The sequence below is a fragment of the Mesorhizobium sp. P171375 genome (assembly GCF_057786075.1).
Genome location: NZ_JBYNWF010000001.1, coordinates 4,170,098 through 4,184,420 on the forward strand (window position 1 = coordinate 4,170,098; position 14,323 = coordinate 4,184,420).

Annotated in this window: 20 protein-coding genes and 1 tRNA gene; 14 read left to right on the forward strand and 7 right to left on the reverse strand. The window is 60.7% G+C overall.

The features are described from left to right. Positions 1-253: 253 nt before the first annotated feature. Positions 254-769, reverse strand: coding sequence for an outer membrane protein assembly factor BamE (locus ACYHH6_RS20145; protein WP_246501607.1), 516 nt, complete (start codon positions 767-769; stop codon positions 254-256). A gap of 115 nt (positions 770-884) precedes the next feature. Between ACYHH6_RS20145 and ACYHH6_RS20150 the strand changes: the two genes are divergently transcribed. From ACYHH6_RS20150 to ACYHH6_RS20170, 5 genes are all read left to right on the forward strand, one after another. Next, the gene (locus ACYHH6_RS20150; RefSeq protein ID WP_112561327.1) at positions 885-1,427 is read left to right on the forward strand and encodes a ubiquinol-cytochrome C chaperone family protein; all 543 of its coding nucleotides are present in this window, start codon (positions 885-887) and stop codon (positions 1,425-1,427) included. Positions 1,428-1,450: 23 nt separating this feature from the next. Beyond that, positions 1,451-1,999 carry a YceD family protein gene (locus tag ACYHH6_RS20155; protein ID WP_352589312.1) on the forward strand — a complete coding sequence of 183 codons (549 nt, stop codon included), beginning with the start codon at positions 1,451-1,453 and terminating at the stop codon, positions 1,997-1,999. Positions 2,000-2,142: 143 nt separating this feature from the next. Next, positions 2,143-3,213, forward strand: a complete 1,071-nt coding sequence (plsX, locus tag ACYHH6_RS20160) for a phosphate acyltransferase PlsX (RefSeq protein ID WP_352589309.1) — start codon at positions 2,143-2,145, stop codon at positions 3,211-3,213. Between the two features lie 10 nt (positions 3,214-3,223). Next, on the forward strand, positions 3,224-4,195 hold the full coding sequence (locus ACYHH6_RS20165; protein WP_488500462.1) for a beta-ketoacyl-ACP synthase III: 972 nt from the start codon (positions 3,224-3,226) through the stop codon (positions 4,193-4,195). 102 nt (positions 4,196-4,297) lie between these two features. Further along, positions 4,298-4,621: an integration host factor subunit alpha gene (locus ACYHH6_RS20170; protein ID WP_006201891.1), complete on the forward strand. Its 324-nt coding sequence runs from the start codon at positions 4,298-4,300 to the stop codon at positions 4,619-4,621. Between the two features lie 76 nt (positions 4,622-4,697). Here the strand turns inward: ACYHH6_RS20170 and ACYHH6_RS20175 are convergent, their stop codons facing one another. Continuing rightward, positions 4,698-4,835 carry a hypothetical protein gene (locus ACYHH6_RS20175; RefSeq protein WP_352591224.1) on the reverse strand — a complete coding sequence of 46 codons (138 nt, stop codon included), beginning with the start codon at positions 4,833-4,835 and terminating at the stop codon, positions 4,698-4,700. On the opposite strand from ACYHH6_RS20175, the gene ACYHH6_RS20180 reads away from it, so the two are divergent. Further along, positions 4,834-5,376 (forward strand): MerR family transcriptional regulator, encoded by a 543-nt coding sequence (locus ACYHH6_RS20180; protein WP_112561331.1) that lies wholly within the window; start codon positions 4,834-4,836, stop codon positions 5,374-5,376. The two genes, ACYHH6_RS20175 and ACYHH6_RS20180, sit on opposite strands and share 2 nt — an antisense overlap. 90 nt (positions 5,377-5,466) lie before the next feature. Further along, positions 5,467-5,769 (forward strand): hypothetical protein, encoded by a 303-nt coding sequence (locus ACYHH6_RS20185; protein WP_352591221.1) that lies wholly within the window; start codon positions 5,467-5,469, stop codon positions 5,767-5,769. Positions 5,770-5,916: 147 nt separating this feature from the next. Here the strand turns inward: ACYHH6_RS20185 and ACYHH6_RS20190 are convergent, their stop codons facing one another. Then, positions 5,917-6,186, reverse strand: coding sequence for a hypothetical protein (locus ACYHH6_RS20190; RefSeq protein WP_352591219.1), 270 nt, complete (start codon positions 6,184-6,186; stop codon positions 5,917-5,919). Positions 6,187-6,606: 420 nt separating this feature from the next. Between ACYHH6_RS20190 and ACYHH6_RS20195 the strand changes: the two genes are divergently transcribed. Beyond that, positions 6,607-6,810 carry a hypothetical protein gene (locus tag ACYHH6_RS20195; RefSeq protein ID WP_352591216.1) on the forward strand — a complete coding sequence of 68 codons (204 nt, stop codon included), beginning with the start codon at positions 6,607-6,609 and terminating at the stop codon, positions 6,808-6,810. Positions 6,811-7,041: 231 nt separating this feature from the next. On the opposite strand, the gene ACYHH6_RS20200 is transcribed toward ACYHH6_RS20195, so the two are convergent. Both ACYHH6_RS20200 and ACYHH6_RS20205 read right to left on the reverse strand, forming a co-directional pair. Beyond that, positions 7,042-7,251 (reverse strand): hypothetical protein, encoded by a 210-nt coding sequence (locus ACYHH6_RS20200; RefSeq protein WP_352591213.1) that lies wholly within the window; start codon positions 7,249-7,251, stop codon positions 7,042-7,044. Positions 7,252-7,421: 170 nt separating this feature from the next. Then, complete coding sequence (locus ACYHH6_RS20205) at positions 7,422-8,036, reverse strand: hypothetical protein (protein WP_352591210.1); 615 nt, start codon at positions 8,034-8,036, stop codon at positions 7,422-7,424. A 273-nt stretch (positions 8,037-8,309) separates the two neighbouring features. Here ACYHH6_RS20205 and ACYHH6_RS20210 point away from each other — a divergent pair, with 273 nt between their 5' ends. The 4 genes from ACYHH6_RS20210 (at position 8,310) to ACYHH6_RS20225 (ending at position 10,663) form a co-directional block, all read left to right on the forward strand. Continuing rightward, positions 8,310-8,591, forward strand: a complete 282-nt coding sequence (locus tag ACYHH6_RS20210; RefSeq protein ID WP_352591207.1) for a helix-turn-helix domain-containing protein — start codon at positions 8,310-8,312, stop codon at positions 8,589-8,591. Positions 8,592-8,804: 213 nt separating this feature from the next. Continuing rightward, entirely contained in the window at positions 8,805-9,263 is a 459-nt protein-coding gene (locus ACYHH6_RS20215; protein ID WP_352591204.1) for a YbaK/EbsC family protein, read from the forward strand. A gap of 48 nt (positions 9,264-9,311) precedes the next feature. After that, positions 9,312-10,100: a hypothetical protein gene (locus ACYHH6_RS20220; protein WP_352591201.1), complete on the forward strand. Its 789-nt coding sequence runs from the start codon at positions 9,312-9,314 to the stop codon at positions 10,098-10,100. Positions 10,101-10,285: 185 nt separating this feature from the next. Next, a complete protein-coding gene (locus ACYHH6_RS20225; protein WP_352591199.1) occupies positions 10,286-10,663 on the forward strand; it encodes a CatB-related O-acetyltransferase in 378 nt (125 codons plus the stop codon). A 90-nt stretch (positions 10,664-10,753) separates the two neighbouring features. On the opposite strand, the gene ACYHH6_RS20230 is transcribed toward ACYHH6_RS20225, so the two are convergent. After that, positions 10,754-10,830, reverse strand: a tRNA-Pro gene (locus ACYHH6_RS20230). 144 nt (positions 10,831-10,974) lie between these two features. On the opposite strand from ACYHH6_RS20230, the gene ACYHH6_RS20235 reads away from it, so the two are divergent. After that, positions 10,975-11,943 carry a glycosyltransferase family 8 protein gene (locus ACYHH6_RS20235; RefSeq protein ID WP_352591196.1) on the forward strand — a complete coding sequence of 323 codons (969 nt, stop codon included), beginning with the start codon at positions 10,975-10,977 and terminating at the stop codon, positions 11,941-11,943. A 48-nt stretch (positions 11,944-11,991) separates the two neighbouring features. Then, complete coding sequence (locus ACYHH6_RS20240) at positions 11,992-12,975, forward strand: glycosyltransferase family 8 protein (protein ID WP_352591193.1); 984 nt, start codon at positions 11,992-11,994, stop codon at positions 12,973-12,975. A 35-nt stretch (positions 12,976-13,010) separates the two neighbouring features. Here the strand turns inward: ACYHH6_RS20240 and ACYHH6_RS20245 are convergent, their stop codons facing one another. Next, positions 13,011-14,321, reverse strand: coding sequence for an O-antigen ligase family protein (locus tag ACYHH6_RS20245; RefSeq protein WP_435053430.1), 1,311 nt, complete (start codon positions 14,319-14,321; stop codon positions 13,011-13,013). Between the last annotated feature and the right edge of the window lie 2 nt (positions 14,322-14,323).

Sequence of the window (14,323 nt, forward strand, 5' to 3'; positions counted from 1 at the left end):
GCCCGAGCGCGGGGATGGATGCCGAACGCCGCCATCAGCCTGCGCCGGCGACCCCTCGACCTTCAACCATGCTTTTCGCAGGCATTTCGGTATGACGCCTTCGGAGGCGCGGCAAAGCGCGACGGGCGAGGCGGCGACGTGACCTCAAAACAAAAGCCCGCAGGATTGCTCCCGCGGGCTTTTGGTCGCCTGAGATGATGTTGCTTCGAGGGAAGCAAAAAAGCGAGAAAATCTTGGAGAAAGCGGCCGCTTCTTAGGCGCCGCCGCCGCCGGGGATGCCGGGCGCGAGCTTGCTGGCGCCATTAATGATCTGGCTGAGGAAGTTCTGGTCCTTGCCGCCGGTCGGCGTGGTGCGCGAAACGAAGTCGAAGATCTTGCCGTCCTTCAGGCCGTAATTGGCGATCTGGGTGACACGCCCGTCATCGCCGAAATAGACCGCCAGCACTTTCTGGTCGACCAGGTGCGGCTTGTCGAAGGCGACATAGCGCTTGCGCGTCTGCGAGATGTAATAGAAGGCCTCATTGTCGAAAGTTGCCGTCGTCGACGGCGTTCCGAGCGCCAGAAGCACCTGTTCACGGCTGGAGCCTACCGGCACCGAGTCTACCGCCTGCTGGTCGATGACATAGCCCTGCGTCAGCGTCTCGCCCGGGGTAAGGTCGCCGAACATTTTGGATGAATTGCAGCCTGACAGCGCGGAAGCCACCAACACCAGCGAAACCGCCGCGGTAGCTCCGGGCAGCAAAGTCGACTTGAATTTCAGCGCGCGCAACAACAACTCCATTAGCTGACCGCAACTTGCGCTGGGCGGCAAAACCGGTAAACCAGCTTGCTTGCCGATGCAACAAGGCCAATTCAAACAAACGGTCCCCAGGAGACCACCCTCAATGTTCCAGCGCCTTTTTGGCCGCGAACGCAACGCCAACCGCGCTATCACCGAGGCGCTTTACGCACAAATCGTGGCAGCGGCGCGGCAGATTGTGTTTTATTCCGACTGGAATGTGCCGGACACGCCGCTCGGCCGTTTCGAGATGCTGTCGCTGCACATGTTCCTGTTTCAGCACAGGCTGCGCGGCGAAGAGGGTGTCGCGCTAGAGGTCGCACAGGTGCTGATCGACGAGTTCTTTCTCGATGTCGAGCATTCGCTGCGGGAACTGGGCGTTGGCGATGTCGGGGTGCCAAAGCGCATGAAGAGGCTGGCGAAAATGTTCTACGGCCGTACCGCCGCCTATGACGATGCGCTGGAACGCAGTGATGGCGATGCGCTTGCTGCCGCCCTGGCGCGCAATGTCAGGCCCGACGCCGGCGCTTGGCCGCAGGCGCTGCCGCTGGCGTCCTATGTGATCGATGCCGCAAGGCAGCTTGAGGCACAGCCGTCCGAGTCGATCCTCTCCGGCACGGTGGCGTTTCCCGTGGCCAAGGCGCAATGAAGGAAATCAAAAGGGAGGCTGAGATGAAACATGCGGACACATCGAGCCCGGTGTCATTCAAGGCGAACGTCGGTCGCCTGCCGCACAAAGGCCTTCCGGTGGTGATCGATGCCGACGCCGCGCAGCGGGCGGCGCTTGCGCAGGAGCACGAGTTGCTTTCGGTCGAAAACTACCGTGCTGAGCTTTTGGTGGCGCCGTGGAAGCGCAACGGCGTCAAGGTCAGTGGCCGCGTCGAGGCTGATATCACCCAGGCCTGCATCGTCACCCTCGAGCCGGTCGCGGCCCATATCGACGAGGAGGTCGAGGCGCTGTTCCTGCCGGAACAATCCAAGCTCGGGCGCCAAGGGTTCGAAGGCGGCGGCGAGATACTGATCGATGCGGATGGGCCCGACAGCCCGGAAACCTTCTCCGGCGACACAATCGACGTCGGCGCGCTCGCCGAACAGTTCTTCGGGTTGGCGATCGATCCCTATCCGCGCAAGTCCGGCGCCTCGCTCGAGGCGGCTGGCCCGGACGAGCCGGTCGAGAACGAATTCCAGCAAAAGCTGCGATCCTTGCTTGGAAAATCCTAAAACAGGATGCGATCCGAGAAAAGTCGGTTGTGCGGCAGCCCAAAACCGCTATTTTCCCCGAACCTTCGCGAGCCCCCTTATTTCGCGAGTTTCGTATTTCGCGGGCCATGCGCCCTGGCCCAAGCTAGTGAGATAAAGACCGCGTGATCAGGATTTCCATCGATGCCATGGGTGGCGATCACGGGCCAAACGTGGTCATCCCGGCACTCATGACGGTCGCTGTCAGGCGTCCCGACATCCGCTTCATTATCTATGGGCGCGAAGAGATGGTGCGCCCCGAGCTCGCCAAATTCCCCAAACTGGCCGAGGTCAGCGAGTTCCACCATTGCGAGATCGCGGTCAGGATGGACGATAAGCCAAGCCAGGCGCTGCGCCACGGCCGCTGGAAGTCGTCGATGTGGAAGGCGGTCGAAGCCGTCAAATCTGGCAGCGCGCAGGCCTGCATTTCGGCCGGCAATACCGGCGCGCTGATGGCGATGTCGAAATTCTGCCTGCGCACCATGGCCACCATCGACCGCCCGGCGATCGCGGCGATCTGGCCGACGCTACGCGGCGAGAGCGTGGTGCTGGACGTCGGCGCCACGATCGGCGCCGATGCGCATCAGCTGATCGATTTTGCCATTCTCGGCACCGGCATGGCGCGTTCGGTGTTCGGCATCGACCGGCCGAAAGTCGGCCTGCTCAATGTCGGCGTCGAGGAGATAAAGGGCCAGGAAGAGGTCAAGGAAGCCGGGCGCATGCTGCGCGAGGCCAATATGGCTTCGATGAATTATCACGGCTTCGTCGAGGGTGACGACATCGGCAAGGGCACGGTCGATGTGGTCGTCACCGAAGGATTTGCCGGCAACATCGCGCTCAAGACGGCGGAAGGCACGGTGCGCCAGATCTCAGGCTATCTGCGCGCCGCGATGAGTCGCACGCTGATGGCCAGGATCGGCTATGTCTTCGCCAAGGGCGCATTTGACCGTTTGCGTGAAAAGCTCGATCCGGGCCGCTCCAATGGCGGTGTCTTCCTGGGTCTGAACGGCATCGTGGTAAAAAGCCATGGCGGCGCCGATTCGGATGGTTTTGCGGCAGCGATCGAGCTTGGCTACGATATGGTGCGCAACAATCTGATTGACCGCATCGAGGCCGATCTCGATCTGTTCCATGCGCGCAATCCGCATGCCCAGGCAAACAGGAAAGCCGACGCCGCCGTCGACGCAAAGGAATAGGAAAGACACTTTGATCAGATCAGTCGTGCGCGGCACCGGTGCCGCGCTGCCCCGCCGCATCATGAAGAATGCCGATTTCGAAGGCATGGTCGAGACCTCCGACGAGTGGATCGCCCAGCGCACCGGTATCCGCCAACGCCATATCGCCGCCGATGACGAAACGACGGCATCGCTCGGCGAGGCGGCCGCGCGCGCAGCACTCGACAGCGCCGGCCTGACGCCCGCAGACATCGACCTGATCGTGCTGGCGACCTCGACGCCCAACAACACCTTTCCGGCGACCGCCGTCGATATCCAGAACCGGCTCGGCATGCATCATGGCTTTGCCTTCGACATGCAGGCGGTGTGCTCGGGCTTCGTCTATGCGGTGACCACCGCCGACCTCTATATCAGAGGCGGTCTGGCCAAACGCGTGCTGGTGATCGGCGCCGAAACCTTTTCCCGTATCCTCGACTGGAGCGATCGCTCGACCTGCGTCCTGTTCGGCGACGGCGCCGGCGCTTTGGTGCTGGAAGCGGATGAAGGCACCGGCGGCATTGCCGACCGTGGCGTACTGGCGATGAGCCTGCGCTCCGACGGCGTCCACAAGGACAAGCTTTTCGTCGATGGCGGCCCGTCGACCACCGGCACGGTCGGCCATCTCAGGATGGAGGGCCGCGAAGTGTTCAAGCACGCCGTCGGCATGATCACCGACGTCATCGAGGCAACGTTTTCGCAGGCCGGCATCACCGCCGCCGACCTCGACTGGTTCGTGCCGCACCAGGCCAATAAACGCATTATTGACGCTTCGGCCAAGAAGCTCGGGATTGCTGAACAAAAGGTGGTGGTCACCGTCGACTTGCACGGTAACACCTCGGCTGCTTCCGTGCCGCTGGCGCTTTCGGTGGCCGTCGCCGACGGCCGTATCAAGAAGGGTGACCTCGTGCTGCTGGAAGCGATGGGCGGCGGTTTCACCTGGGGCGCGGTTCTGGTTCGCTGGTAAGTGCCGAACGGTCCGGTTCGGTCCTTGACCTTGCCGGATCAATTACTTAGGCTCTGCCTTTGCTTGTATCGATTTATGTTTTTGAACTGATGGGACGGTCGCATGGGGGGAAAGACACTTACGCGCGCCGACCTTGCCGAAGCTGTTTATCGTAAGGTCGGCTTGTCGCGCACTGAATCGGCAGAACTCGTCGAGGCGGTGCTGGACGAAATCTGCGAAGCCATCGTGCGCGGCGAGACGGTGAAGCTGTCGTCCTTCGCCACCTTCCATGTCCGTTCCAAGAACGAACGCATCGGCCGCAATCCCAAGACCGGCGAGGAAGTGCCGATCCTGCCGCGCCGGGTGATGACCTTCAAGTCGTCGAACGTGCTGAAGAGTCGTATCTTGCGCTCGCACCAGAACAGCAAGGCCAAGGGCGGCAAATAGGTTTCTGCAGCAATTCCAGGAAAAGTGTGAAGCGGTTTTCCCGGGAAAGCGCGTAGCGCTTCGCTAGGGAATTGCGTCAAGGATACACAAAGCTTCGGTTGAAAACGGCCGCCGGTTTGACGCCGGGCTTGAATATTGTTTCATAAACCGCTGAAATAATACCCGATTCGGCAAACTGGGCCGGATCGCCGTCCAGCGTGAGGATTTCGCCCATGGACAAGAGCCCCGACGCTTTCCGCACCATCAGTGAGGTCGCGGAGGATCTCGATCTGCCGCAGCACGTGCTGCGCTTCTGGGAAACCCGTTTCAACCAGATCAAGCCGATGAAGCGTGGCGGCGGCCGCCGCTATTACCGGCCGCAGGATGTAGAACTGATCAAAGGCATCCGCCACATGCTTTATGACCAGGGTTACACGATCAAGGGCGTGCAGAAGCTGCTGCGCGAGAACGGCAACCATTTCCTGGTCGCCATCGGCAATGGCGACATGGCTGCCGTCGAGGCGATCTCGCAGCGCAGGCAGGCCGATCAGGTGCCGCTGACGCCGGCGGCGCAGCCGCGAGGCCTGGATGACGAGATGCTTGTCGGCCAGCCCAAGGTAAAACCCAGCCGCCGCTTTTTCGGCCTGGGCAAGACCGAGGAGGAAGGTCCCGTCCAGCCCGGCGCGTCGAAACTGTCGCGCGACAACCGCGCCTTGCTGCAGGAGGCGCTGTTCGACCTCTTGGAGTGCAAGCGTCTGCTCGATCAGGTGCGCTAGACCTCTCGGTCAATTGCCTGAGGCAAGCAAAATCGGAACCGGTTCCGCAGCCATGCGTTTGGCCTTCTCTTGAACGAAGGAAAAACAATCATGGCATCGCTTTCGACCCTCTCCGATCTCGATCTTGAAAAGCAGGTCGCGACCCTTTCCAAGGAACTTGCTGCTTTGAGGAAAGCTGTAGCCAAACGCGGCGGCGCTTACTACGAGGACGGGCGCGATGCTGCCTCCGACTACTATGCGCAGCTTGCCGACCGCATCAGCGATGCCATGCCCGCAATCAGGAAGCAGGGCAGGGCGATTGAAAAGACGGCGCGCGATCATCCGGCGACGGCGGCTGCCGTGGGTCTGGTCGTAGTCGGCCTTGTCGCCAGCCTGTTGCTCAGCCGGCGCTAGAGCAATTCCAGGAAAAGTGTGAACGGTTTTCCCGGGAAAAGCGCGTAGCGCTTTCCCTTGGGAATAGCGTAAAAACAAAAAGGCCTCGCACAAAAGAAAATGGCGGCTGTCCCGTGGACGGCCGCCATTTCCTTGATCAGGGACCGATTACTTGGCGAGCTTGATCTTGCCCTGCGGCGAAACCTGCGCGGTCTGGCTGCACTTGCCATAGACCGTGCCATTCTTGTCAGTGGCATCGGTATAGGTGCCCTTGCACTCGATCGAGAGCACCAGGCAATGGCCGGCGCCCTTGCAAACCGCGCCGCCGTCGCCAGTGGGATGCGTGCCGCCGGCGAAAGCCGAGGTCGAAACCGAAGCCGAACCGAGAGCCGAGACGACGAAAGCCGCGGCGAGCGTGATGCGCTTGAAGTTGGTCATTGGAGCGTTTCCTTCTCTGGATCGAGGATCGCCATCATGGCGTCCTTCTGGGTTGGGATCGCCTTCTTGGCGTCCATGCCGGGTTAGTGCGGCTCCCAGAGGAAAGGTTCATGCGTGGTTCGAATTTTCTTCGTGTTTTTTCGCGAAGGCGATTTTTAGCCTTCATCAACAGCCGGCGCCTGGCGGGAACGGCCGGCATCGATCAAGCATTTGGCGTGGAGTGCGCTGGCATGGACGCGCCGCATGCCACGCGAAGGTCGCACGGTGGTGTGCCGAAAATGGCCGGCCAAGAACCGAGTCCGCCCCGGCTCATGTCAGGTGGCGGCAGCAGTCATTGTCGCCATCTTGGCACCGCGCTTTCTGCCCCAACCGGCTGCGGCTATAACGCCAATCCAAAGATACCGGCGGAGGAGGCGGGGCGTGGTCGCAAATTACATCGACGAGTTCATCATGTTCTGCGTTGGGCTGTGGGTGACAGGCGTTGGCTTTGGGCTGCTCCAAAGTCCTTTTCAGGCTCGGTCAGGTCAGCAGCCGTGGTTGCTGCAGGTCGCGAGGCACTTCAAATGGATGGGACCGCTGTTGATTTTGATCGCGATAGTGCTCGCGTTCGCGGCGCCATCCTAGCGGGTTTTCGGCAACGCACTGAGACACATCTCGATGTCCTGCAGCATGCCTCGCAACCGCTGTGCTCCTCGGCCTTGCGCCTGATACCTTCGTTGGCTGCTCGCCTTCTGGCGCATGGGCGCCATCGAATCCTGTCCTCATCTCGCCACGTCTCGCCTGGCAAAACCCAATGGGAAGGCGGCCTTGGCGAGGACTCCAAAGCCAACCTTCCCATCGGGCAAGTCAGCCGGCTCAGGCCTTCTTGGCTTCCACCTTCTTGTGGTGATGGTGGTGATGATGGCGGTGATGCTTCTTGTGGTGCTTGTGGTAATGATGATGATGATGATGGTGGTGATGCTTCTTCGCCACCGGAGCTGCGTCCGCGCTGCTGGCGCCGATGATCGGCAGCGAGACAGCAAGGGCGAAAGCCAGCCCGAGAGCCGACAGGAGGGACTTCTTCATGACTTCGTTTCCTTTTCTGCGCGGGCTGAATTTGACCGCCACCGAGCAAGATCGGTGACGTGAACCCCGCAGCCATGACTATCGCCTCCGAATTTTTCGACAGTTTTTCCCGACTGTAGAATTTTGTTTCTGGATTGTGTCCGGCGCCTTCGCAGGGGCAGCAACCGCTTTCACATCGGCGGAACGACGCCGTTGTTGCCAACCACGACCCGGCCTGCGGTCAGCGTTCCGTCGCTGCCACGCTCGGCGTTGACGAACACCACGGTACCGGGCTTAAGGTCGGCCGGTGTGGCCGGCGCGAAGGTCACCACCGGTGTCGTCTGCGGGATCGCGATCTGCTTTTTCTGGCCATTGTCGTAGGTGAGTGTCACCGTCCGGCCCGCAATCTCGGTGACATCGGCAACCGTGCCGTTGGTCATCCGGCTGTTGGGCTCGAGATCCCACGGACGGTCGCCTTCGCCGGTGCCTTTGAGCGCAGCCGGGAAGATCACCACCTCCAGCGCGCCGCTGCCGCCATCGGCCTTTGAAACCGAGGCAATTCCGAGGAAATCGCCTTGCTTGATATCCCCGGCCTCGGCCTTGGCGACACCGGAAATCTTCCAGCCGTCAGCCAGCGCGATGGCGTCGGTGGCGCCTTCACGGGTCTTCACCGTCAGCGTCGATCCGGCAAAAGCGGCAACGGTGCCGCGAATGCGCACCGCGTCGGCGGCTTGTGCCTCGACCAGGCTGGCGCCGGCGAGGCCTGAGATCGTGGCGAGCACGAGGGCTGATGTCTTCAATGTCATGGGTCTGATCCTCTTGGGGAAAGCTGGTCCGATGCGTTGCCAGCGACATCATGCCAACGCGCCAGCGGCCCTAAACCGCTGAACACTTCGGCGTGCGGTCCTTCAAAAGAACTTGATCCGACGTGCCCGACGGCAGGCGGTTTTTGGCGCCGGTTCACGATGCCGTGACGGTCGGTTTGGGTCTTGGCAAATCGCGCTTGAGCGGGCATTGTCCCGGCTCTCAGGCAACACCCTATCATTTGATCCAAAACTCTTTAGCCCATGGAGTTGCCAATGCCCCAAAATGCAAAACACGGACCCTTCTCCAGGCTGGCGGCCGATGTTGCGCTTGAGCACCCAGGCCTTAAAGCCATCCGGGAAACAAAGGGATACAGTATTGAAGAGCTTTCCCTGACCTGCGGTCTGTCGACCAGCGAGATTGGCGACATAGAGAGCGGCAAGGACACCGATCCGTCGAAACTTCGCCGGATCGCCGCAGCATTGCAACTGCCGGAAACGGCCCTGATCGATGCCCCGGCGCCAACAGCGCCTGTAGAAAATCGGTCCGTTTCATAAACGACGACGCCAAAGCGTCTCTCAACAAGCTCGCCATGGTTTGCCCTGGCGAGCTTTTTCATGTTCGAGTGGCCAGAGTAATTCCAGGAAACCAGGGCAATTCCAGGAAAAGTGTGAGCGGATTCCCGGGAAAAGCGCGTAGCGCTTTCCCTTGGGAATTGCGAAAAACAAGTGTCTGTTGCCCGCCGGATCGAATGGAGGAGAAACACCGGAATGAGCCTTGAGTCCGTGCGTGCTTTTCTGGCTGCCCGTGCGCCCGATGTCGAAGTTGTAGTCACCGATGCCAGTTCGGCGACGGTGGCGCTGGCAGCAGCAGCGCATGGCGTGGAACCGGCGCAGATCGCCAAGACCATCTGCCTGCGCGTCGGCGAGCAGACCATGCTGATCGTGGCCGGCGGCATGTCGAGGCTCGACAACCGCAAATTCAAGGACCGCTTCGGCGGCAAGCCGCGCATGCTTGACGCCAATGAGGTTGTCGCCGCCACAAGCCATCCTGTCGGCGGCGTCTGTCCATTCGGCCTGCCGGCGCCGCTGCCGGTCTATGCCGACGTCTCGCTGCGTGCCTTCGATGAAGTCGTCCCCGCGGCCGGCGCCACCAACGCCGCCGTACGGCTCAGCCCGCAGCGCATGGCCGAGATCGTCAACGCCGAATGGGTCGATGTGTGCCAGTAGCGGCTGAGCGGCTGGTAGAAGATTGGGCGACTCACTATACGTGATCGAATGAACGACGTTTTTGGTTACATCGCCTATGGTGAGAACGAGCTTTACCATCGCGGTGCGCTACTCAGCGCGCTCAAGCTTTTGCACCACTGCCCGACCGCTAGAATAGTCGTCGCAACGGACAGGACTGAACTCTTTCGCGCTTATCCTGTTGAGACAATGCTCATAACGGCTGAGCAGAAACAGCAATGGTCTTTCGGAGGAAGCTACCATTTCGGCATCAAGGCCGGTGCTATGCGTGAGCTTTTGCAGCGAGCAAATCGGCTCCTTTTCATGGACACCGACATGTACCCGGTGGGGGACCCGTCGAAAGGCTTCCGCTCGATCTCCGCGACCCATTCCTTTATGCGCCTGTGCGAAGGGCCGCATCGCATCTATCAGAGCGCGCTGCCGGGCAAGAACATCAGCATCGGTGGCCAGATCCTGAGCGGCCAGGAACCGATGTGGAACAGTGGAATCGTAGGAATCCACCGCGACAACCTCAGTGCCATGGTGGACGCCTTCGCAGCTATCAAGGCCGTTTATGAGGTGACCGACACGTGGGCGCCGGAACAGTTCTGCCTCGGGGTAGCTCTTTCTCAAAACGGCCGAACCATCAGCCCTCATGGCCTGCCGATCCGACACTACAACACTCGAGGCAAAAAGCAGTTTGCTGAGCCGCGTGTTCATGCGTTCTTTAACGCTTATGGCAAGGTGCCAGTCGGCCAGCAGATTGCAAAAGCCGGTCGATATCGTCTGTGGCGAACTCCCGCGGATCTCTTGCGCCAGAAGCTCAGGAGATCACCGTGACGGGGTGGCTCCGCATGAAGAATCCGTTTCGATCCAAGCTGCCCTCAAGCGTGACCCTCGGACGTCACACCTATGGAGTGAGCCGGAAGAAGGTGCTTGGAGCGTCTGACGCCACTCCGTTGACCATCGGGGCGTTCTGTTCGGTCGCCGGCAACGTCAGCTTTGAATGTTCCGGGGGAAGCCACGTGCCTTGGGCTGCAACCACTTTTCCGATCCACAGCCGCATGATGGACTCGACCGATCCCAATGCGCATGGCGGCAAACCCGTCGGCATTACCATCGCCAACGATGTCTGGATCGGCCGTCATGCGATGATCATGCCAGGCGTCCACATTGCCGATGGCGCCATCGTTGCGGCCGGCGCCGTTGTCACCAAGGATGTGCCGCCATATGCGATCGTCGGCGGGGTTCCGGCCAGGCTTATCCGCTATCGGTTTTCGGAGGACGTCATTGCGAAATTGCTGGCGATCCGGTGGTGGGAATGGAGCGACGAGAAGATCAAGCAGGAGGCTGCTCTTCTTACAGGCCCCATCGAGCCTTTCCTGGAGCGACACGCGGCGTGACGCCCTAGGAAACGCATTTTGCGAGTGGCTGTAATGCGGCTGAGAAATCGCGTGGCCACTTGGGGGAAGCAGCTAAACGCCTGTGTTGTTTGGTCGGAGTGGCCGGATTCGAACCGACGACCCCTTGACCCCCAGTCAAGTGCGCTACCGGGCTGCGCTACACTCCGGACCGCGCAAAGCCATATATTTTCAAGGGTTATGGTGCAAGCGCTAAAACGGCGCGTTGGACCGGAAAAGTCGCCAGGCATCCGGCCTTGTCGGCGCTACGCCAAGGCGATATGGCTCGCCCATATCGATTAGAAGGATTGCGCGTGGCGAATTCCTGTTTTTTTCTAGCGGCTGACGCCAACTATTTTCCGTATGCATGCTTGGCGGCTCGCAGAATTCTGGACGTTTCGGGAGACGCAACGCCAGGCTTCATCCTGCATGTCGGTGCACGCGATACCGATATGCGCGTTGCTGATCGCCTGCTGAAGAACAGCCTTCGCATAATGGACGTCTCGGCCTTGTTTGCGCAGGCCGGCCATACGTTCCGGCCGAGCAATGTCGGCACTTTTGTGCGGCTTTTCGCCGACCAATTGCCTCAGTTCACGGACTACGACCGAATCGCCCATGTCGATTGTGATGTTCTGTTCAATCGGGATATCGGTGACCTGGTGGGCCAGACTTTGAATGCGCCGTTGTTGGCCGCCCATGACGATTATATGTATTTCCGCCCTGGCTACCGGCAGAAGTTGTCGATGCAGCCGGGAGCGCCTTACTTCAATGCCGGTATCATCGTCTTCAATATGCCGTTGGTGCGTGAACAGGGCCTCTTGCACCGCGCCAGGGACGTGGCCGTCGCAGGGCAGATGAACGACCAGAACGCGCTGAACATCGTCTTCGAGGGCAAGTGGCAGACGATGCATCCGAACTGGAATTTGATGTCCAACGATACGAAGGAATTTCGGTTCGCCCAAGCCTATGCACGGCATTTCGCCGGCGGCAAGCCCTGGGGGAGCCAGGTCGACGTGGAGCCCGAGGCGCTTGCCGTCTGGCGCGGTCTGGCAAGGGATACGCCCTGGCTTCAGCCCTTTATGCAGCGCATTCCCTTCGAGCGGGGCGTCATGAGGCGCTTCGCCCGCAGGTTCGACGGCATCATGGGGATGCTTCCGAACAAGGATCGGTATCGGCGGCGCGCACGGTATGACGGCAGCAAGGTCCATAAGATGTATGCCGAGCATGCCCTTGCCGGTGCGATGGCCGTGCAATTTCCCGAAGTACTCGGCGGTTTCGCTTGAGATATCCGCGACTTCAATCCGTAAGGCGCAGGGCAGGAGAATTAGACTGTGTCGCAAACGTCATGCTTCTTTTTCGCCGCCGATCAAAGGTATTTTCCGTACACCTGCTTGGCAGCGCGTCGTGTGTTGGATCTATCCGGCCCAGTCGACGGCTTTATTTTGCACACCGGCATCATTCCCATCGAAGACCGGTCCGCCGGCGAGCGTTTGCTCGGTGGGAGGATCAGCATCATCGACGTAACGAAGTTCATGGAGGCGACGAACTTCAATCGTGGAACGCATCCCACCCTTGCGACCTACATCAGGCTGTTCGCGGATAAATTGCCTGAATTCGAGCCATACGACCGCATCGCCTATTCCGACGCCGACGTGCTCTTCAACCGATCGATAGCCGATCTCTGCAACACACCGCTCAACGCGCCGTTGCTGGCCGCTCACGACGAGCAGACCTACTTCGACGCGAAGTACAGGCAACATCTGCCGATGCAGCCCGGTGCGCCGAAATTCAATGCTGGCGTTCTTCTCTTCAACATGCCGCTACTTAGGGCTGAGGGGCTCCTGGAGCGTACGCGGCAGCTGGCGTCGGAACATGTCTACGGAATGGATCAAGGCGCGTTGAACGTGGCCTTCGAAGGCCGGTGGCAGACGATGCATCCGTTCTGGAACGTGATGACCAACTACAGCAGCCAGATCCCGTTCAGCAGGTCCTACGCCCGTCACTTCGCCTGGGGCAAACCTTGGGAGCCTCGCCCGGTCGGTGTCGAGGTCGACGCCATGGCGATCTACCGCGATCTGGCGAAAGGCACGCCCTGGGCCGGCCGCTTCAGCCGCAGTTGGCCGATCAAGCGAGGCATCATGAAGAACCTCGGACGCAAGTTCGACGCCATCAGCGGCATTTTGCTAAACGACGAGAAGCGCAAACGCAGGGCGAGGTTCGACGCGGAAAAGGTCAGTGCAATCTTTGCCAGCCACGCCGACAATTCGATGCTGGCCGTGCAATACCCCGAACGGGTCGCCGGCATCGCGAGATAGGTGAAATATCTCTGCGATCCGTCAGCAGGGCGGAGTCATCCGAACTCGGCGGCTTTCCCATCGGTTCGGATTGCCGCCCCCGCCCTCAATTCCCTCTGATGCCTGTATTCCAGCGCAATCGCGCCCCAGATCAGGCCGAGCAGCAGGTAGACATGGCGCCAGTGGTCGATGTCGATGAAGGTGCCGAGCCCGATATTGCCGATGAAGGCGACATAGGCGCACAGCAGATAGGGCTGCCAGGGCCGGTCGCGCAAGAGGATGCGGAAGCCGGCGGCTATCGTCCACAGCGTCAGCGACAGGAATGAGACGAAGCCGAGCCAGCCATAGTCCATCAGCGTCTTCAGCCAGATGTCGTGCGTGTCTTCGCCAAAAATGGTGCCGAACACCAGCGGTCCGATGCCGAGCGGATGCTCGAGCGCCATCTGGAAGCCGATGCTGTAGCGGGCGAAACGGCCAAGCCGCGCCGTGTCATAGCTCTGTTCCAGCTGGGCGCGGCTGGAAAACATCTCGCTGACGCCCGGCAGTTGCAGGATGACGATCATCGCGACCACCAGCAGCGTGACGGCCGCAATGGTCATGATGACGACGCGCAGCCGGAACTTGCCGCTGTTGCTCTGCAGGAACAGGGCGCCGGTGAGCAGGATCGCCGAAACGGCGAACATCCCCCAGGCGCCGCGCGAAAACGAAAAGAAGATGCCGGCGGTGATGATCAGCAGCGGCACCGCCAAAAGCGGCATGCGCGCGATCGACCCGGTCAACATGAGATAGAGCAGATAGATGCCGGGCAGCACCAGGAACGGGCCGAACACGTTCGGATCCTGGAAGGCGCCCTGGGCGCGGTCGTATCTGGTGAAGATGTCGGCGCCGGGGAAGGCGTGGAAATAGCCGGCAATACCAAGCAGCGCTGTCGCCACGGCGGAGAAGACATAGGCGATGAAGATCAGCCGGTAGAGACTAGGCTGCACTGCCGTCACCGAAGAGAAGAACACCGCGGTGAAGGCGAGGAACAGCGAGACGGCGAGATAGAGCGGCGTGTTGGCGAGATCGGCCATCTGCGTCATGGCGATCATGCCGCCGATGTTCATCGTGATCAGCAGCACCAGCAGCGGCACGGCAGCGCGCGATATACGCAGGCCAAACAGCGCCCACACCCCGATCAGGCCGACCATGAAGAGATCGTAAGGCGCCGGTTCGTCGATGACGAAGCCCGAGAGGAAGACGCCAAAAAACACCGCGCCCGAGGATATCAGCGCGATCAGCTTGGCGTTGACCGCCGATGGCGGCAATGTGTTGACCGCCGAAGGCGGCAACGTGTTGACCGCAGCCTGCGGCACATCATGGGAAATCG

Coding starts and splice junctions, on each gene's coding strand:
- ACYHH6_RS20150 (WP_112561327.1), top strand. CDS start 885: ATGTTCCAGCGCCTTTTTGGCCGCGAACGCAACGCCAACCGCGCTATC.
- ACYHH6_RS20155 (WP_352589312.1), top strand. CDS start 1,451: ATGAAACATGCGGACACATCGAGCCCGGTGTCATTCAAGGCGAACGTC.
- ACYHH6_RS20170 (WP_006201891.1), top strand. CDS start 4,298: ATGGGGGGAAAGACACTTACGCGCGCCGACCTTGCCGAAGCTGTTTAT.
- ACYHH6_RS20180 (WP_112561331.1), top strand. CDS start 4,834: ATGGACAAGAGCCCCGACGCTTTCCGCACCATCAGTGAGGTCGCGGAG.
- ACYHH6_RS20175 (WP_352591224.1), bottom strand. CDS start 4,835: ATGGGCGAAATCCTCACGCTGGACGGCGATCCGGCCCAGTTTGCCGAA.
- ACYHH6_RS20185 (WP_352591221.1), top strand. CDS start 5,467: ATGGCATCGCTTTCGACCCTCTCCGATCTCGATCTTGAAAAGCAGGTC.
- ACYHH6_RS20190 (WP_352591219.1), bottom strand. CDS start 6,186: ATGACCAACTTCAAGCGCATCACGCTCGCCGCGGCTTTCGTCGTCTCG.
- ACYHH6_RS20200 (WP_352591213.1), bottom strand. CDS start 7,251: ATGAAGAAGTCCCTCCTGTCGGCTCTCGGGCTGGCTTTCGCCCTTGCT.
- ACYHH6_RS20205 (WP_352591210.1), bottom strand. CDS start 8,036: ATGACATTGAAGACATCAGCCCTCGTGCTCGCCACGATCTCAGGCCTC.
- ACYHH6_RS20210 (WP_352591207.1), top strand. CDS start 8,310: ATGCCCCAAAATGCAAAACACGGACCCTTCTCCAGGCTGGCGGCCGAT.
- ACYHH6_RS20215 (WP_352591204.1), top strand. CDS start 8,805: ATGAGCCTTGAGTCCGTGCGTGCTTTTCTGGCTGCCCGTGCGCCCGAT.
- ACYHH6_RS20220 (WP_352591201.1), top strand. CDS start 9,312: ATGAACGACGTTTTTGGTTACATCGCCTATGGTGAGAACGAGCTTTAC.